The sequence below is a fragment of the Flavobacterium collinsii genome (genome assembly GCF_902804485.1).
Classification (GTDB): domain Bacteria; phylum Bacteroidota; class Bacteroidia; order Flavobacteriales; family Flavobacteriaceae; genus Flavobacterium; species Flavobacterium collinsii.
In genome coordinates this window covers 1-23,464 of sequence record NZ_CADCST010000054.1, presented here as the reverse complement: position 1 = coordinate 23,464, position 23,464 = coordinate 1, and the positions used below count along the sequence as shown (strand labels likewise).

Genomic DNA, 23,464 nt, shown 5'->3' with positions numbered 1-23,464 from the left:
AGAATTTTGTTTTTAAACCAAGTAATTTATTATGGGTTAATAAAGGTCTAGTTCAAAATGATAATTTAAATAAGTTTCGATTTTTTTGCCTGAAATTACTTTTTTAATGTTTGATTGTTGTGTACTGAATTTGGGTACAACAAGATTTTGCTCTCTCGCTTTCTGACTGTAATATTCTTGTCTTGTAGGGTGAAAAGGCGCAACAGCATTAAAAACCTCTTTCCATTTTGACTGATTTATGATCTCTTCAATGATTTTGATACAGTCGTTTTGATGAATTAGATTTACGGGAGCATCCGGATTCTCAAGATTTTCTTTTCCGGCGAGAAATTTTACCGGATGACGATCTTCTCCAATCAAACCGCCAAAACGCAGTATTGTGGTTGTAAAGTTTTGGTTTTTCTGTAGTAAAGCTTCTGCCAGAAGTAATTGTTTGCCGCTTTCGGTTTCCGGATTTGGGAAAGTCTCTTCTGTGATCGTTCCGTTGTCATTTCCGTAAACTGCAGTTGAACTTACAAAGAGTACCTTTTTTACGGTTGATTGTTCTATAAATGGGATTAAGTTTTCAATTTTTCGAACAAATGTTAATCCAGATGAAGTCGTAAGATTGAGGTTTTTCTCTCTTAATTTGGGTGGAATATCAATAATCAGAATTTCACTTTCTGCTAAGAAATTAGTTATACTGTTTGAAATACTCTCACTTTCAATCGCAACGAGGAAAGCCTTTATTCCTGATGCTTCTAAAATAGGAAGTTTACTTTCAGAAGTCGTTGATCCTTTTACCGAATGTCCTTTTTCAATTAGCTTTTCCGCGAGAGGCAATCCCAGCCAGCCACATCCTAAAATACTGATTTGTTCCATGTTTCGTTTAAAGTCGCTAAGGTACAGAGTTTCATCTCGACAAAGAATTAAAATTAGAATTTCCTGGAATCTTTTTCTTTGTGTCTTTACATTTTACGGCCATTTTGAAGTAGAATTTGATGGTTATGCTACTGAGGGAAGAAACGGTATAAAAAAAGGTTTGAAAATGGAATACACCTGTTAAATAATAAAGGCAAACTTTACAGAAAGTTTGCCTTTATTATTTTTATGATTCGATTAAAGTTTTTAATCCTTGTAAAATTGGATTTTGTTCGTCCTGAGGTTTTTCCTGAGCCGCTCCGGGACGATTATCTTCCTGAACAATTTCGAGTTTTATTTTATGATTTTCTTCAGAGAGAATGTAGCTCATGATGAAGTAATTCTCTGGTTTATCTTCTAGTTCCGGCCTTGGAAAGAATAAAGAATATTTGATTTTCTGATTCGGAATAACTTCCAGAACCGTTCCCCATTGCTCAAAAACCTGCCCTTCCCATTCATTTCTAAATCTGATTTCGTTACCAATTTTCCAATCAGTAATTAAATCGCTGCCGTATTGCCATTGTTTGACCAGTTCAGGCTGAGTCAAGGTATTCCAGACTTTTTCTAGTGAAGCATTTAGCAGAATTGTAGAAATATTTGTTGCCATAATAAGTAGTTTTATTGTGGTTTAACGATTGGCTTTGCAAGAGGTTTTAAGCTGTCCTTTTTTATAGCAGTGCTGTCTTTCACTATTGTTGCAGGGGCAGGAACAGTTGCCGGTGCCGTATATCTTTTTATTTTTTGCTGAATAAGTACAGCATCATTTAAGACGAAAGGTGTTGGCATCATCCAGTCGCTTCTCGGTTTTACCTTAAGCAGTGGATTTGTCATTAGATCAAACGAACTTTCAATCAAGTCCATGTCAAGAACGGATGATTTGTTGATGTAAAATTCCATCACAAGAGGCTCATTACCTACAACATAGTAGCATAATATTTTCATGCCATCACGCTCCAGACGATTTCCTTTTTGTCCCGAAGTTGCAACACCATTGGCTTTGAAATTGAAAAAAGTCATTTTTGGATTGGCATAAATATCGTAACGATTTACCTTTCTGTTTGGAGTGATTTTTACTTTTAAATATCTGTTATTACCAACCACGCTGTCTTTTAAGAATGCAATTGTTGGATTTGGAACAGCTACAACAGGAGCAATTGCACTATAGGTAAAACCTGAATTGTATTTACTGGCTATTGGTAATGTGTTTAAACCAACGGCTTTTTGATTTGTTTGCCCTAAATAAGACTTGGTCCAATCGTCTAAATTGACATCGTAAGTTGCCCATGTGGCCGAATTAGTATTGGCATTATAAACGTATAATAAACTGTTTGATTTTGCTTTTCCGGGTTCATAATCTGAGTGATATCCTGCATACACAAAAAAGCCAATTGAAACAGCAAAGAAGAACATCGTCCAGATTCCTTTTTTAGCAAACGGACCAAATATGGGTAATACCAGACTGAAAAGTAACACGGTAAGTATAGCACTTCCAAAAAGGATTTTTAATCCAAGACCAATTGGAAACATCACAATAAATGGTGCTATGATAACAAATGCCGGAATACTAAACAAGAGGTTGAGTCCCAAACTATAATGCTGGGTAAGAACAAAAACTCCGAATAAGAGAATACCGAAGTATACTGGGATAATCAGAAAACCTGCTCCGGTTAGGCTGTTTGCTATAAATGCATTAATAATGATCCAGAGTAGCAACGGTGCTACAAAATGGTTCATGGTGATTTTAGCTTCCGAGAAATGGTGGTAAAAGGCAAATGAAATGGCAATACTTAGCGTCACAAAGGCACCAATATAGGCATGACCATTGTACGTGAACCCATTTAGAAGATCAGAATATTGCGGATAGATTTGCAAAACAATTTTCCATCCCAAAAAGGTTACCAGACCCGCTATAACGATAGATCCCAACAACGGAACAAATCCTTTGAATATTTCTCTGAAAGTGATGACACGTTTGGCTTTTCCAATAAAAATGAAAAGAATCAGTAATCCCAACGCAATAATCGTCATGGGCAGTACCCATGAAAAAGGATAACTGATGAAAGAGAACGGAGCGCTGAAGTAAACATTATCTTCTGTTGAAGTTGTAGCATTTAAATCGGCATTGGAAAAGTATTTTAACAAAGGCATCAGATAAGTTCCCTGATGTGCCAAGGTGGTTTTACTTAGGTGTTGCACATCATCTTGTTGTGTGTGGTAATTGAAATGACCATCGATAAAAGCAAAGTTGAATCCCTGAATGTTTCCTTGTTCTCTGAAAACCGTCAAATCAGTATCGTTTGGAAGCATTTTGTAGATGCTGTACATTAGCGAATTAGAAACAGGATAAGTAGTTTTTGCATTCGAAAATTCTTTTACAAGGGCTTCATTTCCTTTGTTGGTTTCCATTAGCATATAACTCGGCCCAGACGACCCTCTGGCTTCAAAATTAAGAACTAAACCTACGTCTTTTGCCCATGGATGGCTGTTTACAAAAAGTGCCGCGCCGTTTAAACCTAATTCTTCAGCATCAGAAAAAAGAATGATAATATCATTTTTATGGGGTTGCTTGGCATATAAAAAAGCACGGATTCCCTCCAAAATAGTAGCAACACCGGAAGCGTCGTCACTTGCGCCTTTTGAAAAAGAATGCGGCGCGCTGTCGTAATGGGAGAGCAGTAAAAGTGCTTTTGTATTGTTGGTGCCTTTTATACGAGCAAGAATATTTTTTGATTTTACCAGAAGCCCTTTGTCATTTAACGTAAAGCCTTCCTGAACACTGGTTTCCAATCCAATTCGATTGAGTTCAAGTTTAAGATAATTGGCCACCAATTCGTGATTGAGTGAACCTACATAATGCGGTTTTTGAGCAATAATCTTAACTTGATTTAAAGCTCTGTCCGTCGAAAATTCGGCAAGGGCTTCGTCTCCTTTAGAAATTAACTGCGGCATCATTGTGGCGTATATAATGCCAAGAATGGCAAGAATGCAAATTACGGCTAGAATTGAGGTCTGGTTTTTTTTCATGGTAAATACGTACTATATTTCTTTCTTAACAAGCATAAAATAATCATTGTCCAAAGAGCGATATCCCTGGTCATACAGAAAATAGTAGGTATTTCCTGTTTTGGTCTGCAAGATATTGGTAAAGAAATCGAAATCAAAACCTTTGTTTATCATTTTATCTCTCGTTGCTTTAGATTTGCCTTCAGTGTTTAGTTCGCTCAAAATTCGGTAATTTTTCCGTAATTTATTGTTCACATTACGCATGAAATTTGTACTGTCTTTGTTTATTTTATTGTTGTAGGCATTTCGACAGCTATCGGAGCAGAACTTTTTGTCTTCCCTGCCTACAATTTTTTCAGAGCATTCAAGGCATGTTTTCATGAATCTATCTTTTTAACTTCGTACAAATCTGTTCTTCGGTCTTTCAACGTGCGTACACTTCCATGTTCGTGAAGTTGTTTTAACAGGTTCAGATCGACATCAACAATAAGTGTCATTTCTGTATTTGGTGTTGCTTCGGCTTTGATTCCGTTGCTTGGAAAAGCAAAATCAGAAGGGGTAAAAACAGATGCTTGAGCATATTGAATGTCCATATTATTTACTTTAGGCAGGTTACCCACACAACCGGCAATTGCTACATAACATTCGTTTTCGATGGCACGAGCCTGCGAGCAATGTTTTACTCTGGTGTATGCATTTTGAGTATCGGTCAAAAACGGAACAAATAAAATATTCATTCCTTCGTTAGCCATAATTCTTGAAAGTTCCGGAAACTCGACGTCGTAGCAAATCAGAATACCGATTTTCCCGCAATCGGTGTCAAAGGTCTTAAATTGAGAACCGCCTTTCATTCCCCAATGCTGTACTTCATTTGGTGTTACGTGGATTTTAGTATAGATTTCCGAAGTTCCGTCTCTCTTGCATAGAAAACCAACATTGTACAGATTGCCATTGTCTAAATAAGGCATACTTCCGGTAATGATATTGATGTTGTATGAGATGGCGAATTCCTGAAAACGCTTTCTGATAGGGTCAGAATATCGGGCCAGTTCGCGAATGGCTTCGGCTTCGGATAAATGATTGTAATCAGCCATCAAAGGCGCTATAAAAAGTTCAGGAAACAGTGCAAAATCACTTCCGTAACCTGAAACTACGTCAATAAAAAATTCTGCTTGCTCAAAAAACTCTTCTATATTGTTGAGCGGACGCATTTGCCATTGAATCAGTCCCAGACGAATGACACTTTTTTCGAGGTTGATTAGTTTTGGACTTTCATCGTAATACACATTGTTCCATTCTAAAAGAACCGCAAATTCTTTTGATTCTTCGTCACCTTCGAGGTAGTTTTTCATAATTCGAAGTACGTGAAAATCATTGCTTAACTGAAAAGAAAGTACCGGATCGTGTAATTCTTTGTGTTTTACTTTGTCGATATAATTTTTTGGAGTGAGCTTTTTAGAATGCTGGGCATAGTTTGGAATCCTGCCGGCAAAAACAATAGCTTTTAGATTTAACTGCTCGCAAAGTTCTTTTCGCGCGTCATACAAACGTCGGCCTAAACGCAAACCCCTGTAATTGGGGTGAATAAAAACATCAATTCCATACAGAATCTCAGCATTTTTATTATGGGTAGAAAAAGTATGGTTTCCTGTTGCCTGTCTGTAGTTGTGTCTTTTGTCAATTAGTTTTTCGTCAACAATTAACGATAATGCCGATCCTACGACTTTTCCATCTGCCAGTATAACGAGCTGTCCTTCGGGAAAAATAGAAAGTAGTCTTTTAATATCGTCCTCTTTCCAGTAAGAATCTGCCATTTCGGGATATGATTCTACCATAGAATCTTTTAGCTGCTTATAGTCATCGAATTCCAAATTCCGCAATTCGACTTTATTGATTTTTGTCTGCATATCGTAAGGTTTCTCTCAAATATACAAAATAATTTCCACTTACAAACGCTTACAAATAGTTACAACCGAAAGTAAATAGTTGTTAACCGGATAATTGCTGAGGTTGATCGCATCTTTGCCTTGTTGAATTTGATGAACGAATTCATTTATACTAACATTTAAATATTATACGCCATGAATGCATTGAAAAACATAGTGCAGTTGTATAATTTGTCAATGGTTGAAAAATAAACAAATCTCCACTAAACATGGACATTACAGAGACACCCAATAAAACACTTTGTTTCAATTAGTGCCGAAATGTATCGTTATGTAACGTATTTTAGCGACCTTTTTAGCGACTATTATTTTAAAAACGTATATTTGCTCCAAACCAGAAAAAGGATGAAAACTAGGTACTTCTTAAAAGCCAGTACGAAAACAATGGAGCAACGTAAACTAATGGAGCTAGTTTATGCAGAAGTGAGCAATAAGTTTGTTACAAAGACAGACGGAGTGACCAAATACTCAAAATTCCAGTATAGCCTCAACACTTACGTAATGCCCGAACACTTCGGAACACCACAGACCAAGCGAGGCAAAACAAATTTTATCTATAATCCTACAACCATCGAAAGGAATAAACGATTTACTGGAGACCTGTCTAAGGCTATTGAGGACTTTGACGCAAGCATAAATGCCACTATTAAGCATTTTAGGAATGCTGGAATAAGACCTACCAAGAACCAATTTAAAGAGCGTTTGGAACTTATAACGGAGCGTAAAAATGGGGTAGTAGAGGACGTAACTTTGGCTAGTTATATAGCTAAGCGATTAGAGTACTATAATAGCATTATTGGTACTGGTATGCCCGATGCAAAAAAAGAAAATACTATCGAGAACCTGCATAGTTTGTTTGTAGCCGTAAGGAACTATGATAAGGCACGACTGACAAGTATAACGTTCAATAATTTAAAGGAATTGTATTGGGATTTTTGGGATGTAATGGATGCCATTGTTAGGGGTACTATTATCGTAGAATTGGAAGAGGGAGAAAAGAAAAAAGTCACCAATGTACATGGTATAGCTACAAATACAATAATCAACTACCAACATGAACTAAGACAAGTATGTTATGATGCTGTAAAGGAAGGAATAAGTGTTAGTTTATCTTACGAAAATAATAAGAGACTAATACTTAAAACGCAAAAATCTAGTAGGCAATATGATGTTAATAATAGTGATTTGCTAACGATTTATCGACACCAACCGACAAGTGATAGATTGCAAAAAGCAAAGGATTATATTGTGTTTAGTTCATTAACTGGTATGCGAATGCAGTCAGTACTTGAATTGATAGGAGAACCTATAAAAACCTATGCCAAGAATAACATAAGATTCGACTACGTACATACTATACAGTCAAAGACAAACACTAGTTGTTTTACACCATTATTTGCACCAGCAAAAGAAATACTTGTTCGTCATGGTGGAGTATTAAATTTTAGCGTTAATAACGCTACAATTAATAAGCAAATAAAAGATTTATATGTAGAGGCTGGCATTACTTATGGTGTTCCAGTTTCCAAGCACTATTATAAAGACGGTTTAGTTATAACAGATTTAAGCGTTGCTAAAATTGTAAGCTCACATGCAACTAGAAAGGGGTTCGTGACAAATCTTTTTGAATTGGGTGTTGATACCTCAATATCTAAGTTAGTTACACACCCAGATAGCAAAGAATTTGGCACAACGGATGCTTACAAAAAAAGTACTGATATAATGAGAGCAATACGTTTTTTTAATTCAGTAAATAAGCATATTGAGCATAACGAATTATATAAATTTTGATATATCAGTTAGACAGTCATTTAAAATATAAAAGGGTATCAATTAACGATACCCTTTTTATATTTTATTTATAAAGCTTTTTTATTTCCTCTTCGCTTACACCGATAGCTTTTAGTTTTTGTATGAGACTTTTTTTCTCATTCTCTACTCTACCATCTTGTAATTTTTGGATGGCATTGGCTAACTTTATTAATGCTTCATCGTTTAAAGAATTGAGTACTTGATAAAGATTATTCTTTTTAAGTCTAGCTATGGTAGTAGCATTCTCTTCACTTGTAATTTTAACAGCAACGGCAAAAACTTTTTCAGTTTTTTCTATCGTATCCATAATTGAAGTTTTAAAATTATTTTTTACAAAGGTATTGATTTATTTCATACATACGTTATATTTATTATTATAATAATTTAGGAGAAAACAACAATACTAAAATGAAACACACTAACGATAAAAATCATGTCATAAACATGCGTATCTCTAAGGAGAAAAAGGAGAAATTAAAGAGGGTAACGGATGCGTTAAAATGCACACGCACCCAGCTACTATTAAGCTACGTTGACACCCTAATAGACCTATACCAATAGAAAGTAGTATTATTCTTTCATTATTACTTGATTTGGATGTCGAGCGTAAATTTTTTTTCATGTCACAAAGCCCAGTTTATTAGTCTTTTCGGGGCTTTGCTGTTTAAAGTGGTCTCACTCCGCAAATTTTTTTTACGTTTAGCCTTTCCTTTTTTAAAAATCTTCGTATTTATTGTATGTACAGTCACTTATGTGATTTAAAGCGAGATTGTCTCTCGCTATTCAGATTGATATATCAAATAAGTGCTATACACCATAATAACATAAAGACTAAACATGAAAAAACATGATGTTGACATTAGATGAGATAAGCCAAAAGTATCATATCTCAAAAAGAAAATTAGAAAGTAATTTAGCAAGGCTTAAGCCAATTTACGAGCAAACAAATAAGATGATATTTACGGGTCAAAAGTGGCTCATCGATACCTCATTAATCAAAGAGATTACGGAACGAAAATACGCTAAGCACTTTGTTGAGTTTGACGGATTTAAAAGAGTCGATGAGGTAGTGCTTAGAAATCTCATAAAAGAAAAAGAGCTACGCACGTTCCTAACGATTGCACCAAGGCAAATAACGAGTTTAATTAAGGTTAAAGACATAGTAAGAGATGTTTTCGATTATTACCAAACTAACTACACCGCAGAACACGACCCAACGTTTTTTATATACGGTATAGAGACCAATACAAACTATCATAAAGACAAACCTTACGCAAGTGAAAAAGATTATGATATTAACTATCACATACACGCAGTAACGAACGCAAAATATAGCCCTATCCAAAAGCAAGAAATCACTCAGATTTTGCAAGAGCAAATTGATAACTATAGAATACATGACATTCATACGGTTGCCATAAGTCCTTATTTACAAGACATTGGAATGGGTGGATTAGCTTACTCACTAAAGCTATCAGGGTACACGGGAACTTATATAAAATAACATAAAAACACTAAAGTAAAAAAATAAAATGGAAAAAGAATTGCCACAATGGATTACAGACTATGCCGAACTACAACGCCATAGACAGGAATTAGAATACATGATTGAAGACGTTGAAAATGACGCAAAGAATAAAACAGCCGAGCGAGTAAAATGGGAACAGGAAATGAGAGATAAGACGTTAGAATGGAAAAGAAAAAACATAACGCATAATGAAAAAGGACAGCCAATAATCTATCCAACTAAATACATTTAAAATGGAACAATCAACATGGAAGCATGGCTTCAAGCAACGCACAGGGTTAGACACCGATAGCGACAGAGTAAAAGAAATTATTAAAGAGAATTACGAGCCGAAAAATAACCGAGTAGATAAAGCTATTCGGTTGTCGGAATCGGTAACGGGTCGTGATTCAATCATGGTACTAACTAAAAAAGAATTGATAGATTTAATCTTTAAAGGTGGAGAGGATGCCGAAAGACAAATTAAAAAAATACTAGTGAAAAATGATGGTAAGCTAAACGGATTTGTTAGTCATATTAGGCAAGAGTTAAAATAAAATAAATTTCACACCATATAAACGAACGTTCACATGGTGTGAAATTGTTTTTTTTTCATACATTTGTCAAAACAAACGATAAGGATATGGAATTTGTACTATACACTAGATGCTCTACTGGAACTCAGAATATATCAATCAATGAACAAACACAATCCGCCTATAAGTGGCTTAGCGATAGTGATAGTATAATAGCTCATTATAGCGAAATAGAGAGCGGTAGAAATAATCAAAGAATGGAATTGTTAAAAGCATTAGCACATTGTAAAAAAATAAAGGCAACGCTTCTAATCACAAGGCTAGACCGTTTGAGTCGTTCAGCAAGTTTTACAATGGCTTTAGCAGATAGCAATGTGGAATTTTTGGCTTTGGATTGTCCAAACGCAAATAAACTAACTATAGGATTTATGTCGTTAATGAATCAGGACTATGCGGAAAAAGTAAGCATTAATACAAAAAAGGCTTTAGGCTACTTAAAAACAAAAGGTGTGGTGCTAGGTAAACCCGAAAATTTCACACATGAAGCGCAACAGAAAGGAAGAGAAGCTAACAAAATTAAGTTTGAAAAGATTAACCAAAAAGCCACAAAAATTGTGGTTAGGTTACGAAATGAAAAAGGCTACACTTACGATGCAATAGCCAAAGAATTAAATGCAGATGGTTACAAGACTGCACAAGGGTGTGAGTTCAAAGTTGGGACGGTTGAAAGACTATACAAGAGGGCTTTGAATCATATAAAAGTAGGGGCTTAGTAGCCACTATATTTGTATAGCTTACACGTATAAAAATTGAGTCCACTATTTACAGATGGAATATATAACATGCTCCCTACGATGTGGTGCATGAACACAGAATAAAAAATATTTTTATGGAACAAGTTATGTTTAAACTTACTTCTACCCTATTGCAATCAATAAAAAAAATAATAGAAAGAGAAAGCAAAAAGACCACGAATCAAAACACAGGATTAAACGAAATGTTAGGGTACTACGGTAAAGAATTTATAACAAAAGGACAAGCTCAAAAGGTAGTATCATTTTATGATAATCCTAAAAATGATGAGAACTATAACGATAAAAAGAAGCTATACGATGAGATTAATATGCTAACATTTGTAAAGAACTCTTTAGCTCATCAAAAAAGGGTAGATGATACCAAAATAAAAACATTTCATGCTCCTATGAGTTCTCGTAGTGTGGATAGATTAAGCATAAGTAAAACCATGGCAGATGTGCGACCACCAAGACCCGACCAAATTAGCGAGCAAATAGCACACGAAAGGTACAAAATCATTGACCTTATGCAACGAATAAGTATCCTTTGACGTACAGGTCGTACCCGTATTTACTCCTGGGGGTGCAAGTGTAAAACACGGTTAACACTAGCCTACTACTGCTTTCCTTCGATAGGTCAATCACTCTCTCTTAAATACCTCAACTGAATAGTTTCAATTTGTATATTTTGGTTATTATTTGTACCTTTGTATCAATATACTAAACGGCTATGACTTTAACATGCCTAAGGGTTTTGTGGAGGGTCATACAAGGTTAAGGCTGGTACTGGCATTGTTAGGATAGAGTACGGTAATACAACGCTGTTAATGGTAACTAATCTATTAACCCGTATTGAGGCTATTGAGTACCTGAAAATAGGTAGTACAACATTCCGAAAATACGAGAAAGCTGGATTGATTAAACCCATGAAAGCTGGCAAACAAAACGTAACGAATAGAAAGCGTTACAACCCTATACAACTGGATAGGGTTTGGTTGTAGGAAAATCGCCAATTGGCGATTTTTTTTGGATTATTTTTAATTTAGCGACTTAATTAGCGACCATGTGTTTATTTAATTAATTAAACTGTAGTAAAACAGTATGTTATATGATTTGTTGCACTTAAAAACAGAGTACAGTTAATTGGACACGTAGGAAATGATCCGGAAATTAAAACATTAGAAAATGGAAGAAAACTAGCGTATTTGAGTATCGCTACCAACGAAAAGTACACAAATGACAAGGGGGAGAAAGTCGAGCAAACCGAATGGCATCGCGTTACGGCCTGGGGCAAAACGGCTGAAATTATCGAAAAGTTTGTAGTGAAAGGAAAAGAAGTGGCGGTTGAAGGCAAACTAACTCACAGAAGTTATGACGATAAAAACGGAGAAAAAAAGTTTATTACCGAAGTGGTTGTCACTGAAATTTTACTGTTGAAGTAAATAGTATTGATCGGGAGTAATCTAAACCGGACAAGTTTTAAAAACCTGTCCGGTTTGTGTTTTATAAAATAGAAGCACCATTAATATCTGTTGTTAAGATTTCACTCATATAATCAAAAAAGGGTCTCATGTTTTTGAACGTTTCGAGAGCTTGTTCAAGAAAATGAGGGCTTAATACCTCTTCGTCGGTAAAACGTTTGATAACGAGAAACTGTTTGTAACGAAGTAAGTCAATAGCTTCATGGTTTATATCATATCCTTTGGGGGCTGTTTTGAGCTGTTCTCCCTGCAAAGTACCAAAATTGCTGACAAAAGATTCTGACTGCACTATTTTCTGCATGGTTTGAGGGTCGTGATCAAATTCGGCTCTGATGCGTTTTAGATCTGCAGCGTTTGGTCCCCAGAAACCACCGGCAAGAAAACTGTTTCCCTTTTCGAGATGATAATAATAACCACCACGTCTTTCTTTTGTTGCTCTGGTGTAACTGCCTCCCCAAAAGGTTTTAAAAGGAGTTTTGTCTTTAGAAAAGCGAATGTCGCGATAGATTCGGTACACACTTTTTTTGCCTGAAGTCGTTTCAAGAACATCTGTTTTAGAAAGCTCCTGAAGCAAAACCCCTGCAAAGGTTTCAATATGATTTAATTCGATTAGGTACTTTGGCTTATGTAAATCAAACCAGGGTTTGTTATTGTTTTCTTTAACCTGAGTCAGAAAATCCAGACTGGATTTGGGTATCGTAATTTGGTTTTCCATAAGTAATGCCGCGTCTTTTTTGAGGATCTATATTAAAAATAGGGAAATTCGTTTTAACCGTAGTAGTAAAAACGGATATCAACAAAGTTACATAAAGATTTAAGGAATGTGCGAGTCAATAGTAAAAGTTAAGATTTTCTTCCGCATTGTAATACAGATGATGCGAATTCGTTTCATGCGTGTTCTATTGTTTTGGGATCAATCTCAAAAGTTGGGAAAAAAAGGGCTGAAAGCCCTAAAAGCAACAGCATCTTGCGCAGCACTATGAATTAGGTTAAGGTGCAGAATTGCCCTGAAAGGGCAAAAGCAAACTATACATTATAAGTTTCAATAAAGAATCAACCGCTCTTTTATAAAGTATAATTCAAAATGATATAAATCCAACTTTTGTGCATAAGCTTCTGCCCTTTCAGGGCGTAACCGATATTCGTTATCGTTACTCATAGTGCTGCGCACCATTCTATTGCTAAAGCTCTTTCAGAGCAATATTCCCAAAATTAAAAAACCCACCAAATGGTGGGTTTGTATATAATCGTTAAGCAGTTTTTTTGAATAAATCAAACATAGGACAACGTGAGCAACGTTTCTTTTCGCTTTTTTTGTATTTTTCACAACAAGAAGATTTACAGTTTTCCAACTTCTTAATGTTCTCAAGGATAGCTTTATTCTTCTTTTTCTTCTTATCCTTTTTTTTGTCCTTGTCTTTTTCTTTCTTGCTCAATTTTCCTCTGTATTATAAAAACAGAGACAAATATAAGAGAAAAATGTTATTTTTATATATTCTAAATAAACTTTAACTTTTTTTATTTTGGGTTGATAGCGATCGAGCTTGTAACCGTTAATTGTTGAATATCACGGTCGAACAAGTAAAGTCCGCCTTTGTCATCTCCAATTAAGTTAATTTTATCCAAGATCGATTTAGCTGTAGCTTCCTCTTCGATTTGTTCAGATACGTACCATTGTAAGAAATTATGTGTTGCATAATCTTTTTCTAAAAAAGTAATGTGTACCAATTCGTTGATAGATTCTGAAACAAAAATCTCATGGTTGTAAAGAGTTTCAAACATTTCTTTAAACGTAGAATAAGATGTTTTAGGCGCTTTTAGATCGGTAATCTGCGCGTGACCTCCGCGTTCGTTTACATACTTTATTAATTTTAGCATGTGTGCGCGCTCTTCGTCTGACTGTGTGTACATAAATTGAGCAATTCCTTCAAGTCCATGTACTTCAGCCCAACAAGCCATAGAAAGGTAGGTTTGCGAAGATTCTGCCTCTATGCGGATTTGCTTGTTTAAAGCTGTTTCAATATTTTTTGATAACATAATATGTGTCTTTTATGTAAAGTTAGAAAAAATAATCCATTCCCTTTTTTGCAAACCCGAAAACATCAGACATTTGGATTAATTCTCAATTAATTTAAGGTTTTTCAAAAGAAAAGGGTTTCGAGAAAGTAGCTTTGTCTATGATTGGGTTTTGCATCTGATCGTCCGGAAATCCATCGGTAAATTTACGCATCGTGTATTGTTTTGAGGCAGTATCGTAATAGCCTAAAATGTAATAGTCGCTAAACTTCAAAACATTTCCTAAGGTTGCTTTTTTATTTGTATTTAAATAATAATACAAATTGTCAAGTGCCATTGGTGCCGGATCTTTACTAGTGAACTCAGATTTTTGGTCTAAAGCAGTTTCAAAAAATACGGTTTCGTCGTTTACAACCGGCAGATAGTCCCACGTAAAAGTATCATTCATCACGGTATAATAAGCGCCGCCAACGCGTGGTGTTCCTCCCAGAGTCATAGAAGTGCTTGTTCCGTTTTCATAAACGGATAAACCGATTTCTAAAGCAGACAAATGCTGTAGAAATCTCTTGGTGTTTTTTAACTCCCGAGGCTTACGTTCACCGCCTTGCTGAACAAACAAAGGAGACGTTTTAAAACGAATAGTGTCTTCTTTTGTTATTCGGATGTTTTTTATAAGTTCTCCCGAATCGTAATTCTTAATGTCAAGCAATAGTTCATCTTCGTTGGCATTGATTTGATAAAGTTTCTTTTCATAATAGAAAGAATTACTTATTTTTCTAGGCGTCTTAGTTTCAGACTGTGTAATTTTCTTTTCAATAACATCCTGATTGTCCAAATTCAAATCAAAAAGCTGTGTTTCTTTTGGATTATGGTCAAATGCCAGGATAAAATGATTGTTCTCGATATAGATTTTGCTTTTTTTAGAAGCTTTGTCTAAAGGAGTATAGTCGTCGGGATCGATTTTTATAATTGGATTTTCTCTAATAATCTGGCTAAAAGACAAGGGCTGGGTTTTTCTATTTTGAAAAGTAAAAGTAGAGAAGTCAAATATGCGTTCTTCTACCATTCCATTTTTAAAAACGTAAGCCGTCAAAGTATTTTGTGAAACATCTTTGGAAAGCAGATAGAATTGGTTATTGCTTTGGAATTTGGCAACGATGTATTCACTCGAAGAAGGATATTGAAATTTTAAAATCTTATATGTTTTGGTTTCTAAATAATACTTAACAACCAAAATATCCGAAGAATCTTCGGAAGCCCAATAAAGACTTGGATTCCCGTCTTCACTGAAACTATAGCCAATGATGGATCTGTTTTCAAGATTGGTGCGCGATAAAGTAAATTCATCTTTTAGAAACAAAGCACTATTGTATCTTAAAATGGTAAGATTCTGAGTGTTTGTAACAAAAACAAATACATCATTTGTTGTCTTGTTTTCGACATTCAAGATGTTATTGTTCTGATCGTACCTTTTTAAATCTAACGGATACGAAGCCAAAATGGTTTGACTCAACAGCGCTGACTGATAGGTTAGTAACAAGAAAAGGAGTAGTTTTTTCATGTGCTTTTATCGACAAAAATCATTCCAAATTTAAACCTTTATTTTGGAGTTATTGGTTCATTAGTTCCTGAAAATAATCAACAAACTGTCCCATGTGCAATCCGTCCATTAAGGCATGATGTACGTGAACAGACATTGCGATGGTTCTTTTTCCGGTTGGGGAAGTTATCATTTTTCCGAAAGAAATCTTTGGACAACTGTCCGGAAAGGTGAAACTACGGGCATGTGAAAGTGAAGTGAAATTCAACCACGGAATAGCCGAGAAGTGAATTAAATTATCATTTTCAAAGGATCTTGTAAAAAGACCTGTGGTGTTTTGAATGCGTTCGATTTCTTCTAAAGCTGTTTTCTGGAAAACTTTAAAATCAGAATTGTATTCTATAAAAGAGAATCCAAAAGTGCCGTCTTCACGCCCAATAGTGGCCGAGGCATCGATGCGATCGTTAACGTAGATCTGATCTCCGGAAATACGGTATTTAAAATTCTCAATTGCATTTACAGCAGCGAGTGTCTTGTGCAAATAATAAATGAAAAAGGAGGACTGGAGACTTTTTGCAGTTTCATAGGCTTGGGTGCAATCAATTTCGACGGTGGCGCCAAAAAAGGGTTCTTCCATTTGAATGAAATGTGCAAAATGCTCTTTTCTATTCCAGTTTTCTAAGTCTAAAAGTGTTTTCATTACAGTAAGTTCTGAAGGATTTCAGTGATTTTTTCGAAAGAACTAAAATGCGCATGCTCTATTTTGTGATTGATTTTTTCGTGCTCCCAAGTAGTGTGAAACGGAATGTGTACCGCATAACCGCCAATTCCTAAAACAGGTAAAACATCCGATTTTAGTGAGTTTCCGATCATCAGAAATTCATCTGCCTGAATGTCTAAACGTCCTAGTAATTTTGTGTAATCAATTTCCTGTTTGTCTGACATTACTTCGATATGATGAAAATAATGTCCCAATCCCGAACGGTGTAACTTGCTGTGCTGGTCTTTCAGATCACCTTTGGTAGCCACAACCAATTTGTATTTTCCGTGCAGCGTTTTTAGCGTTTCTTCGACTCCGTCCAGCAGTTCGATAGGTTTTTCGAGTAATTCTTTTCCGTATTGGATGATTTTTTCGATAACCTCAATCGGAATGGTTTTGTTCGAAATGTTTATGGCTGCTTCAATCATCGATAAAATATAACCTTTGATTCCGTAACCGTATAAAGATAAATTCTCGATTTCGATTTTGAACAATTCCTGCGAAATCCCCTGATGAGAAAGGTAATCTTCCATCAAAGCACAGAATTTATGTTCTGTTTCCTGAAAGTAAGGTTCGTTTACAAATAAAGTGTCATCGGCATCAAATGCGATTACTTTTAAGTTGGGTATTTTGTTTTTATGTAACATAATGTTTTTGTTTCAGGTTTTTTTGTTTCAGGTTTTTTTGCCACGAATTCACGAATTTTATTGCCACAGATTAGAATGATTTCAAAGATTTAAAAAAAATCTGCCAGATCTGCTAAATCTGCGAGAATATTTTTTAGCCACGAATTCACGAATTTTCTTGCCACAGATTAGAATGATCTCAAAGCTTCTAAAATAATCTGCCGGATCTGCTAAATCTGCGTGAAACCTTTTTATTACGAATTCACGAATTTAATGATTCAGATGAATAAATAATCTGCGAAAATCTGTAAAATCAGCGTCATCCGCGAGCCAATGACTCAGAAAAGTTTTTTTAATGAAATCGTCTTATCATAGAACGTAATTCTAATTCCGAAGAGTAAAATGATTCCGCCGAAAACCATTTGTAAAGTTATTTGTTCTTCCAAAAACAACCAAGCTAATATCGAAGTAATTACGGCCTGACTTAATAAACTTAACGAAACCCTTGTAGCGCGCATGTGTTGCGTGGCGTAACTGATAGAAAGCCATGCACACAATTGGCAAATTACAGCCTGAAGTACCAATACAAACCAACCCGTATCAGAGAAACCGGTAAAAGGCTGATCCAGGGCATAACATAGAATTCCTAAATAAATACTCGATGCCAGTAAGCTGATAGTCATAAAAGATAAAACATCGATTTCTGAAAGTGCTTTTTTGCTTACCAAAAGATAAATCGAATAAAGAATACCCGATAAAACGGCAAACAAAAAGGCCTGATCAAAATTTAAATCCATAAAAAAGCTAAAGCCTACCAAAGTGATCATTCCGAATAGGGAAACCACGGTTCCGATCCAGAAATTGGTGGCTGGTCGTATTTTAAGAAAGAAAAAAGAACCAATTCCAACCCAAAGCGGTGATAAATTGGTCAGTAAAGAAGCCTGCGTAGCACTCGAATCCTGAATAGCAATATTCCAAACGGCAACATCTGAAGAGAATAAAACACCGCAAAGTACCGCCAGAAGCAAAGGCTTCGTTTTTGGAAGTTTAAAACTTTTGGTGATTATTACATAGGGCAAAAGCAAAATCACAGCAAAAAACATTCTGTAAAAAGCCGAAATTAGTCCCGGCGCCAGTTTCAGTTTAACCAATATTGGAAAAATCGAAATACAAAGTATTCCACAGATCAGGGCTAGTCTTGGTTTGGTGATTTTCATATTATTTTAGTTTGCTATTCAAATTGTTGATTTGAAAGCTCAGATTTTAATTGGACCAAATATGTGTCTATAATTATTCAGAGAAACTAAAAATCTGGTATTTTTTATTGTTTTTATTATAACTTCCTAGATATAAACTATTTTTGAACTTAAAAAGTATTAAATCTTTGTATAGAGTTTTAGAAAATATTGATACCGTTTTTTTAATTTCTTCGTTCTCTTCTAGGAAAATTCTAGCTTTGTCAAAAGCGGAGATTTTCATCTCACGATCAAGATGATTAAAAGTAGAATCAAATATACAATTCGTATAAACTACGGCTTTGTTTTTATAGGAAATTAAATTCGTTACGGTATAACTTCTTCCTGAATTAAAAGGTATCATTGTAGTTCCATTCATTCCCATTCCGCCCGTACTCATTAAATTTTGATTCATTGATATTCCAACAGAACCTTGAGTTATATCTTCTGAACTTCCAATAGCGGTATAATAAATTCCATTCAAATTATAGCACGATACACTAGGCGCGTCTTTAATTCTTCTAAGAAATTGTTCTGAATTTTTAATAGGTTTTGTGCTGGAAAAAATATCGTTCTTTCGCCAAAAAAAGCTGTTCTTTTGCTGGAGGAAATCAGAATTTTTAAAATCAATTTCCTGATCATGCAAGACTTTATATTCTTTAAGAATGTTACCATTTAAATCACTAATTGTAAAAAACAAAACAAAAGCATTGGTTTTTATTTGAAGAATTTTGTTGTCAATCAAAAAAGAATTTGATCTAAATGTTATTGCACCATATTCGCCTTTAGTTATTTTTTGTTGCTTAATAGATATAAGATTTGGTGTAAAATCCTGAAGATTAATTCTTAAAACTTGTGTAGCATGTGTAGTATTATCAATAGTGAAGATAATCTCCTCTGGATTATAGGTGTAAATTTTGTATCTTTTAGAGCTTAATGCTAATGACGGAGGACTGTCATTGGCTATAGTTTGAAAGCAAGGTTCTGAAGATTCATCCGTTAGAACAGTATATAAATTCTCGGGATGATCAAATATGTTCTTGAATTCTAAATGCGACAAGTCTACGGTTTTTTCGTTTAGATTTCCATTATCGTCAGATATATAAAATTTTAAAGTACTTGTGTTTTTTATTATTGTAATAAGGTAAAACTTGTTGTTGATAGTAAGTTCTTGAACTATTTTTTCCTTTTTTAGTTCTAAAGCAATTTCCTTATTTTCAGTTTTTCCAGTTGTAAAATTGATATATTGTGAACTAATTTCTTTTCTGTCTTTCGATGCCCAGAAAACAAAACAATTATTATCCTTTTGACTATAACCAATAATGCTCTCGTATTTTTTTTCTGGTCTTACAATAGTTAAAGAATCTATAATATTGAATTTTTCATCAAATCTTAGAGCGTTAGTTTTTTCCTTATCATTTAAAAACAGAATCACTTCTTTTTTATCTTCATTGACTACCTGAAAAAAATCTCTTTTTTCTTCTAATTTTAAATCAAATTCTTTTACAATATCTTGAGAAAAAGAAGGTAAACTATTTAAAAGCAGGAATGTCAAAAGTATTTTTTTTAGCATGATCAAGGAGTTATTTTTTGCTAAGATCTTACTTTTTTCTCAAATAATACATCAAAAAAGAAACGCGTGAATCGATTACCAATTTCACGCGTTTAAGAGAGTGTTAAGCATTCAAAATTTTACTGCAAGCTTCTTTAATTTGCAGGTCAGAAAATGGTTCAAGCGCTTTCGCTAACATCTTACTGGTTTTGATGCAGTTCATCATTTTTGTTCGCAGATCCTGATCGTCGCCAGTCTCAGTTACCAGAATGGCCTCGAAAATTTCGGACAATTGTTCTGGTTGTTCTCTAAATTCTCCTTCCATCCAAAGGAAGGAAAGAAATTGTGCCACAGATGTCATTACATCTTTTTCTGTTGGTTTTTGATTTTCTCTTTGCATATCGAAAATATTAAACGCACGAAACCCCCGCTTTAGATGTGCAAAAATACCCCAGAAGGATAGATTTCCCGAGTTTCCATAGGGCCATCATGGCGAGGGTTCGCTTATTGTTAACTTTTAATAAAGTTCAGAATTACTTCTGAAGTATTTTTGCAAGACAAACTTACAAATAAAAGCCAATTGAAACTGTTAAAACGTATTAAATTACGTACAAATAGTATCCAGGGAATTTTAGTTTACCGTTTTTTATAGCAAACCCGACAGGTTCTAAAAGCTGTCGGGTTTATAAATTTAGAAAATTATCGCATTATCAAATTGCCACATTTTCTAATTAAAATAATTAGTTTACCGTTTCACCATTTGGAGCATCAGCATCCGGATTGATGAAAACCAGTTTTCCTTCGGCATTTGTAGTCATCAGGATCATTCCTTGGCTTTCTACACCGCGTAGTGCTCTTGGCGCTAAGTTGGCTAAAACCGAAACACGTTTTCCGATGATTTCTTCCGGAGAAAAGCTTTCTGCAATTCCTGAAACGATTGTACGAACGTCAATTCCTGTATCTACTTTCAGTACCAAAAGTTTGTTGGCTTTTGGCATTTTTTCTGCTTCCAAAATAGTTCCAACACGGATATCCATTTTAGCGAAATCTTCGAATTGAATGAGTTCTTTTTGTGGTTCAGGTTGCTTGCTTTCGGCAAGGTTAGCGGTTTTTGTAGCTTCCAATTTGTCTATTTGTTTTTGAATTTCTTCGTCTTCTATTTTTGCAAAAAGTAACTCGGCTTCACCTATTTGGTGGCCTTCCGGAATCAATTCTGAATTTTCAGCAACATCATTCCATTTTAGTTTGCCTTCGTTTTTCAGGATTCTGGATAATTTTGCAGCAGTAAAAGGTAAGAATGGTTCTGCCAAAATGCTCAACGCAGCAGCAATTTGAAGCGCTACATACATTTGAGTTTTTACACGCTCCGGATTGTCTTTCATTACTTTCCAAGGCTCTTCGTCGGCTAAATATTTATTTCCTAAACGAGCCACATTCATCAATTCGCCTAAAGCTTCACGGAATCTGTAACGCTCTACCGAACTTGAAATAACAGCCGGGTAGGCTTTTAATTCTGCTAAAGCCGCTTCATCAACTTCGTTGAAATCATTCGGTTTCGGAATAAATCCGTCGTAATATTTATTGGTTAAAACGACCACACGATTGATGAAGTTTCCAAAAATCGCTACTAGTTCATTGTTATTTCTTGCCTGGAAATCTTTCCAGGTAAAATCATTGTCTTTAGTTTCTGGTGCGTTTGACGTTAATGCATAACGCAAGACGTCTTGTTTCTCCGGAAATTCTTCTAAATATTCGTGCAACCAAACCGCCCAGTTTTTAGAAGTCGAAAGTTTGTTTCCTTCCAAATTCAAAAACTCATTTGCAGGAACGTTGTCCGGTAAAATATAGCTTCCTTCGGCTTTAAGCATCGCCGGGAAAATGATACAGTGAAAAACAATATTGTCTTTCCCAATAAAATGAACCAGTTTGGTGTCTTCGTCTTTCCAGTAAGGTTCCCAGTCTTTTCCTTCACGGGCAGCCCATTCTTTAGTAGAAGAGATATATCCGATAGGAGCATCAAACCAAACGTATAGTTTTTTTCCTTCCGCACCTTCAACCGGAACATCAATTCCCCAGTCAAGGTCACGCGTTACCGCACGAGGCTCAAGTCCACCGTCAACCCATGATTTTACTTGTCCGTAAACATTCGGTTTCCAGTCGTTTTTATGTCCAACCAAAATCCATTCGGTTAAGAAATCGGTATATCGGTCAAGCGGTAAGAACCAGTGTTTCGTTGATTTTAAAATTGGAGTTTCTCCGGTAATTGTCGATTTTGGGTTAATTAAATCGGTTGCATTTAAAGTCGATCCGCATTTTTCGCACTGATCTCCGTAAGCTTCTTCATTACCACATTTCGGGCAGGTTCCAACCACAAAACGATCTGCCAAAAACTGATTGGCTTTGGCATCGTACAATTGTTCGGTTATTTCTTCAATAAAATCGCCTTTATCATACAAGGTTCTAAAGAATTCCGAAGCCGTATCATGGTGAATTTTAGCCGAAGTTCTGGAATAATTGTCAAACGAAATTCCGAAATCAGCGAATGATTTACGGATTACTCCGTCGTATTTATCAATAACTTGTTGTGGCGTAACTCCTTCTTTTTTGGCTTTCATTGAAATTGCAACACCATGTTCATCGCTTCCGCAAATGAACGCAACATCTTTTCCTTGCAAACGTAAATATCTCGAATATATATCTGCAGGCACATAAACCCCCGCCAAATGCCCAATATGTATAGGTCCGTTGGTGTAAGGTAAGGCTGCCGTGATAGTATATCTCTTTGGATTTTGTATCATAACTCAATTTTATTGAGTGCAAAAATAAGCAATAGAATTGAGATTTTGTTATTGCGCGGAGTTTCGCAGAGAAAAAGCGCAGAGATTCGCGAAGTTTTGTTTGTTGGAATGTGAAATTTTAATCTCGCAAAGGCGCAGAGGCGCAAAGTTTTTTTTATAAATTCATTTCACGCAGATTTTATAGATTTAAGCTGATAGATGCAGATTTTTATTTTACGCAAAGACGCAGAGTCGCAAAGTTTTTTTTTCTCATTTTATGTCATTTCGAGGAACGAGAAATTCTCACATGTTGAGCGCGCACTGTTGTGGAGTTTCTTGCGAAGATTTCTCGTTCCTCGAAAGGACAACAGTACCATTTATCATCAGCTATAAATTAAACTTTGCGTTTTTGCGTCTTCGAGAGATTATCCCAATCCAAAAAAAAAAATCTTAGCGAATCTCTGCGAAAACCTTCGAGTAACTTTGTGCAATAACCCATAAAATAGAACCAGTTTAAACTAGCGTATCGTTTAAAATCTTCAAAATATATTTCGCAACCTTTGTGCTGAAAAAAAACAAAGACAAGTTATGAGCAAGACAAAACTGATCATCAATAAAAATGGATCAATAAAAATAGAAGGTGATTTCGAAATCATGGATTCTGAAGGAGCTGTTTACGGACTACAAGGAAGATCGGCATTGGGTCTTTGCCGTTGTGGATTATCGGCAAATAAGCCTTTTTGTGATGGCGGACACCGTAATAATTTTGAACACGAGTCAATCGCATTCGATTTACCTCCAATGAAAACGAATTAGGAGATTCTATTTCTGGTTTAGATATAAAAAGCTGCATTTTGAATGCAGCTTTTTTGTTTTTAAATGTCTCGTCCTGAAATAAGTTGACATAAAATTGACTTATTTATGAATAATCCAGAATTTAAAAAAGAGCGACGCAGTCAGAGAGATTACAACATAGGCT

24 protein-coding genes and 1 pseudogene are annotated in these 23,464 nt (G+C 35.3%); 9 read left to right on the top strand and 16 right to left on the bottom strand.

What is annotated here, in order from left to right; genetic code table 11:
* Positions 1 to 36: 36 nt before the first annotated feature.
* From FLA105534_RS02290 to FLA105534_RS02270, 5 genes are all read right to left on the bottom strand, one after another.
* Positions 37 to 861, bottom strand: coding sequence for an NAD(P)H-binding protein (locus FLA105534_RS02290; RefSeq protein ID WP_173964432.1), 825 nt, complete (start codon positions 859 to 861; stop codon positions 37 to 39).
* Positions 862 to 1,087: 226 nt separating this feature from the next.
* Positions 1,088 to 1,507 carry an SRPBCC family protein gene (locus FLA105534_RS02285; protein WP_173964431.1) on the bottom strand — a complete coding sequence of 140 codons (420 nt, stop codon included), beginning with the start codon at positions 1,505 to 1,507 and terminating at the stop codon, positions 1,088 to 1,090.
* Positions 1,508 to 1,518: 11 nt separating this feature from the next.
* Positions 1,519 to 3,924, bottom strand: coding sequence for a M28 family peptidase (locus tag FLA105534_RS02280; protein WP_173964430.1), 2,406 nt, complete (start codon positions 3,922 to 3,924; stop codon positions 1,519 to 1,521).
* A 12-nt stretch (positions 3,925 to 3,936) separates the two neighbouring features.
* Positions 3,937 to 4,284 carry a hypothetical protein gene (locus FLA105534_RS02275; protein ID WP_173964429.1) on the bottom strand — a complete coding sequence of 116 codons (348 nt, stop codon included), beginning with the start codon at positions 4,282 to 4,284 and terminating at the stop codon, positions 3,937 to 3,939.
* Entirely contained in the window at positions 4,281 to 5,810 is a 1,530-nt protein-coding gene (locus tag FLA105534_RS02270; RefSeq protein WP_173964428.1) for a bifunctional GNAT family N-acetyltransferase/carbon-nitrogen hydrolase family protein, read from the bottom strand. The genes FLA105534_RS02275 and FLA105534_RS02270 overlap by 4 nt, the downstream gene beginning before the upstream one ends.
* Positions 5,811 to 6,194: 384 nt before the next feature.
* On the opposite strand from FLA105534_RS02270, the gene FLA105534_RS02265 reads away from it, so the two are divergent.
* Positions 6,195 to 7,640 (top strand): site-specific integrase, encoded by a 1,446-nt coding sequence (locus tag FLA105534_RS02265; protein ID WP_173964427.1) that lies wholly within the window; start codon positions 6,195 to 6,197, stop codon positions 7,638 to 7,640.
* Between the two features lie 64 nt (positions 7,641 to 7,704).
* Here the strand turns inward: FLA105534_RS02265 and FLA105534_RS02260 are convergent, their stop codons facing one another.
* Positions 7,705 to 7,968 carry a hypothetical protein gene (locus FLA105534_RS02260; protein ID WP_173964426.1) on the bottom strand — a complete coding sequence of 88 codons (264 nt, stop codon included), beginning with the start codon at positions 7,966 to 7,968 and terminating at the stop codon, positions 7,705 to 7,707.
* A 540-nt stretch (positions 7,969 to 8,508) separates the two neighbouring features.
* Here FLA105534_RS02260 and FLA105534_RS02255 point away from each other — a divergent pair.
* The 7 genes and pseudogenes from FLA105534_RS02255 to FLA105534_RS02225 all read left to right on the top strand — a co-directional run.
* A complete protein-coding gene (locus tag FLA105534_RS02255) occupies positions 8,509 to 9,165 on the top strand; it encodes a hypothetical protein (RefSeq protein ID WP_173964425.1) in 657 nt (218 codons plus the stop codon).
* Between the two features lie 28 nt (positions 9,166 to 9,193).
* Positions 9,194 to 9,421, top strand: a complete 228-nt coding sequence (locus tag FLA105534_RS02250; RefSeq protein ID WP_173964424.1) for a hypothetical protein — start codon at positions 9,194 to 9,196, stop codon at positions 9,419 to 9,421.
* Between the two features lies 1 nt (position 9,422).
* A complete protein-coding gene (locus FLA105534_RS02245; RefSeq protein WP_173964423.1) occupies positions 9,423 to 9,725 on the top strand; it encodes a hypothetical protein in 303 nt (100 codons plus the stop codon).
* 86 nt (positions 9,726 to 9,811) lie between these two features.
* Positions 9,812 to 10,477, top strand: a complete 666-nt coding sequence (locus tag FLA105534_RS02240; protein ID WP_173964422.1) for a recombinase family protein — start codon at positions 9,812 to 9,814, stop codon at positions 10,475 to 10,477.
* A 116-nt stretch (positions 10,478 to 10,593) separates the two neighbouring features.
* The gene (locus FLA105534_RS02235; RefSeq protein WP_173964421.1) at positions 10,594 to 11,049 is read left to right on the top strand and encodes a hypothetical protein; all 456 of its coding nucleotides are present in this window, start codon (positions 10,594 to 10,596) and stop codon (positions 11,047 to 11,049) included.
* A gap of 276 nt (positions 11,050 to 11,325) precedes the next feature.
* The gene (locus FLA105534_RS02230) at positions 11,326 to 11,499 is read left to right on the top strand and encodes a hypothetical protein (protein ID WP_173964420.1); all 174 of its coding nucleotides are present in this window, start codon (positions 11,326 to 11,328) and stop codon (positions 11,497 to 11,499) included.
* A 117-nt stretch (positions 11,500 to 11,616) separates the two neighbouring features.
* A pseudogene (locus FLA105534_RS02225) lies at positions 11,617 to 11,940 on the top strand (single-stranded DNA-binding protein); the annotation flags it as partial.
* A 61-nt stretch (positions 11,941 to 12,001) separates the two neighbouring features.
* Here FLA105534_RS02225 and FLA105534_RS02220 read toward each other — a convergent pair.
* From FLA105534_RS02220 to metG, 10 genes are all read right to left on the bottom strand, one after another.
* Entirely contained in the window at positions 12,002 to 12,694 is a 693-nt protein-coding gene (locus tag FLA105534_RS02220; RefSeq protein WP_173964419.1) for a DUF2461 domain-containing protein, read from the bottom strand.
* A 535-nt stretch (positions 12,695 to 13,229) separates the two neighbouring features.
* Positions 13,230 to 13,415, bottom strand: coding sequence for a hypothetical protein (locus tag FLA105534_RS02215; protein ID WP_026984196.1), 186 nt, complete (start codon positions 13,413 to 13,415; stop codon positions 13,230 to 13,232).
* A gap of 82 nt (positions 13,416 to 13,497) precedes the next feature.
* Entirely contained in the window at positions 13,498 to 14,016 is a 519-nt protein-coding gene (locus tag FLA105534_RS02210) for a ferritin (protein ID WP_173964418.1), read from the bottom strand.
* Positions 14,017 to 14,110: 94 nt separating this feature from the next.
* A complete protein-coding gene (locus FLA105534_RS02205) occupies positions 14,111 to 15,556 on the bottom strand; it encodes a hypothetical protein (RefSeq protein WP_173964417.1) in 1,446 nt (481 codons plus the stop codon).
* Between the two features lie 49 nt (positions 15,557 to 15,605).
* Positions 15,606 to 16,235: a chloramphenicol acetyltransferase gene (locus tag FLA105534_RS02200; protein ID WP_173964416.1), complete on the bottom strand. Its 630-nt coding sequence runs from the start codon at positions 16,233 to 16,235 to the stop codon at positions 15,606 to 15,608.
* Positions 16,235 to 16,942, bottom strand: a complete 708-nt coding sequence (locus FLA105534_RS02195) for an HAD family hydrolase (protein WP_173964415.1) — start codon at positions 16,940 to 16,942, stop codon at positions 16,235 to 16,237. The genes FLA105534_RS02200 and FLA105534_RS02195 overlap by 1 nt, the downstream gene beginning before the upstream one ends.
* A 317-nt stretch (positions 16,943 to 17,259) precedes the next feature.
* Complete coding sequence (locus FLA105534_RS02190) at positions 17,260 to 18,138, bottom strand: DMT family transporter (RefSeq protein ID WP_173964414.1); 879 nt, start codon at positions 18,136 to 18,138, stop codon at positions 17,260 to 17,262.
* Between the two features lie 73 nt (positions 18,139 to 18,211).
* Positions 18,212 to 19,729, bottom strand: a complete 1,518-nt coding sequence (locus FLA105534_RS02185; RefSeq protein WP_173964413.1) for a hypothetical protein — start codon at positions 19,727 to 19,729, stop codon at positions 18,212 to 18,214.
* Between the two features lie 103 nt (positions 19,730 to 19,832).
* Positions 19,833 to 20,108, bottom strand: a complete 276-nt coding sequence (locus FLA105534_RS02180) for a hypothetical protein (protein WP_173964412.1) — start codon at positions 20,106 to 20,108, stop codon at positions 19,833 to 19,835.
* A 340-nt stretch (positions 20,109 to 20,448) separates the two neighbouring features.
* Positions 20,449 to 22,506 (bottom strand): methionine--tRNA ligase, encoded by a 2,058-nt coding sequence (metG, locus tag FLA105534_RS02175; protein WP_173964411.1) that lies wholly within the window; start codon positions 22,504 to 22,506, stop codon positions 20,449 to 20,451.
* 567 nt (positions 22,507 to 23,073) lie between these two features.
* Between metG and FLA105534_RS02170 the strand changes: the two genes are divergently transcribed.
* On the top strand, positions 23,074 to 23,301 hold the full coding sequence (locus FLA105534_RS02170; protein ID WP_089353750.1) for a CDGSH iron-sulfur domain-containing protein: 228 nt from the start codon (positions 23,074 to 23,076) through the stop codon (positions 23,299 to 23,301).
* The last annotated feature ends 163 nt before the right edge of the window (positions 23,302 to 23,464 follow it).

Excerpts from the sequence above, each read along its gene's own strand:
- FLA105534_RS02200 (WP_173964416.1), bottom strand. The coding sequence starts at position 16,235 with ATGAAAACACTTTTAGACTTAGAAAACTGGAATAGAAAAGAGCATTTT.
- FLA105534_RS02190 (WP_173964414.1), bottom strand. The coding sequence starts at position 18,138 with ATGAAAATCACCAAACCAAGACTAGCCCTGATCTGTGGAATACTTTGT.
- FLA105534_RS02250 (WP_173964424.1), top strand. The coding sequence starts at position 9,194 with ATGGAAAAAGAATTGCCACAATGGATTACAGACTATGCCGAACTACAA.
- FLA105534_RS02195 (WP_173964415.1), bottom strand. The coding sequence starts at position 16,942 with ATGTTACATAAAAACAAAATACCCAACTTAAAAGTAATCGCATTTGAT.
- FLA105534_RS02245 (WP_173964423.1), top strand. The coding sequence starts at position 9,423 with ATGGAACAATCAACATGGAAGCATGGCTTCAAGCAACGCACAGGGTTA.
- FLA105534_RS02285 (WP_173964431.1), bottom strand. The coding sequence starts at position 1,507 with ATGGCAACAAATATTTCTACAATTCTGCTAAATGCTTCACTAGAAAAA.
- metG (WP_173964411.1), bottom strand. The coding sequence starts at position 22,506 with ATGATACAAAATCCAAAGAGATATACTATCACGGCAGCCTTACCTTAC.
- FLA105534_RS02260 (WP_173964426.1), bottom strand. The coding sequence starts at position 7,968 with ATGGATACGATAGAAAAAACTGAAAAAGTTTTTGCCGTTGCTGTTAAA.
- FLA105534_RS02270 (WP_173964428.1), bottom strand. The coding sequence starts at position 5,810 with ATGCAGACAAAAATCAATAAAGTCGAATTGCGGAATTTGGAATTCGAT.
- FLA105534_RS02240 (WP_173964422.1), top strand. The coding sequence starts at position 9,812 with ATGGAATTTGTACTATACACTAGATGCTCTACTGGAACTCAGAATATA.
- FLA105534_RS02220 (WP_173964419.1), bottom strand. The coding sequence starts at position 12,694 with ATGGAAAACCAAATTACGATACCCAAATCCAGTCTGGATTTTCTGACT.
- FLA105534_RS02230 (WP_173964420.1), top strand. The coding sequence starts at position 11,326 with ATGGTAACTAATCTATTAACCCGTATTGAGGCTATTGAGTACCTGAAA.
- FLA105534_RS02170 (WP_089353750.1), top strand. The coding sequence starts at position 23,074 with ATGAGCAAGACAAAACTGATCATCAATAAAAATGGATCAATAAAAATA.
- FLA105534_RS02180 (WP_173964412.1), bottom strand. The coding sequence starts at position 20,108 with ATGCAAAGAGAAAATCAAAAACCAACAGAAAAAGATGTAATGACATCT.
- FLA105534_RS02275 (WP_173964429.1), bottom strand. The coding sequence starts at position 4,284 with ATGAAAACATGCCTTGAATGCTCTGAAAAAATTGTAGGCAGGGAAGAC.
- FLA105534_RS02265 (WP_173964427.1), top strand. The coding sequence starts at position 6,195 with ATGAAAACTAGGTACTTCTTAAAAGCCAGTACGAAAACAATGGAGCAA.
- FLA105534_RS02235 (WP_173964421.1), top strand. The coding sequence starts at position 10,594 with ATGGAACAAGTTATGTTTAAACTTACTTCTACCCTATTGCAATCAATA.
- FLA105534_RS02280 (WP_173964430.1), bottom strand. The coding sequence starts at position 3,924 with ATGAAAAAAAACCAGACCTCAATTCTAGCCGTAATTTGCATTCTTGCC.
- FLA105534_RS02290 (WP_173964432.1), bottom strand. The coding sequence starts at position 861 with ATGGAACAAATCAGTATTTTAGGATGTGGCTGGCTGGGATTGCCTCTC.
- FLA105534_RS02255 (WP_173964425.1), top strand. The coding sequence starts at position 8,509 with ATGATGTTGACATTAGATGAGATAAGCCAAAAGTATCATATCTCAAAA.
- FLA105534_RS02185 (WP_173964413.1), bottom strand. The coding sequence starts at position 19,729 with ATGCTAAAAAAAATACTTTTGACATTCCTGCTTTTAAATAGTTTACCT.
- FLA105534_RS02210 (WP_173964418.1), bottom strand. The coding sequence starts at position 14,016 with ATGTTATCAAAAAATATTGAAACAGCTTTAAACAAGCAAATCCGCATA.
- FLA105534_RS02205 (WP_173964417.1), bottom strand. The coding sequence starts at position 15,556 with ATGAAAAAACTACTCCTTTTCTTGTTACTAACCTATCAGTCAGCGCTG.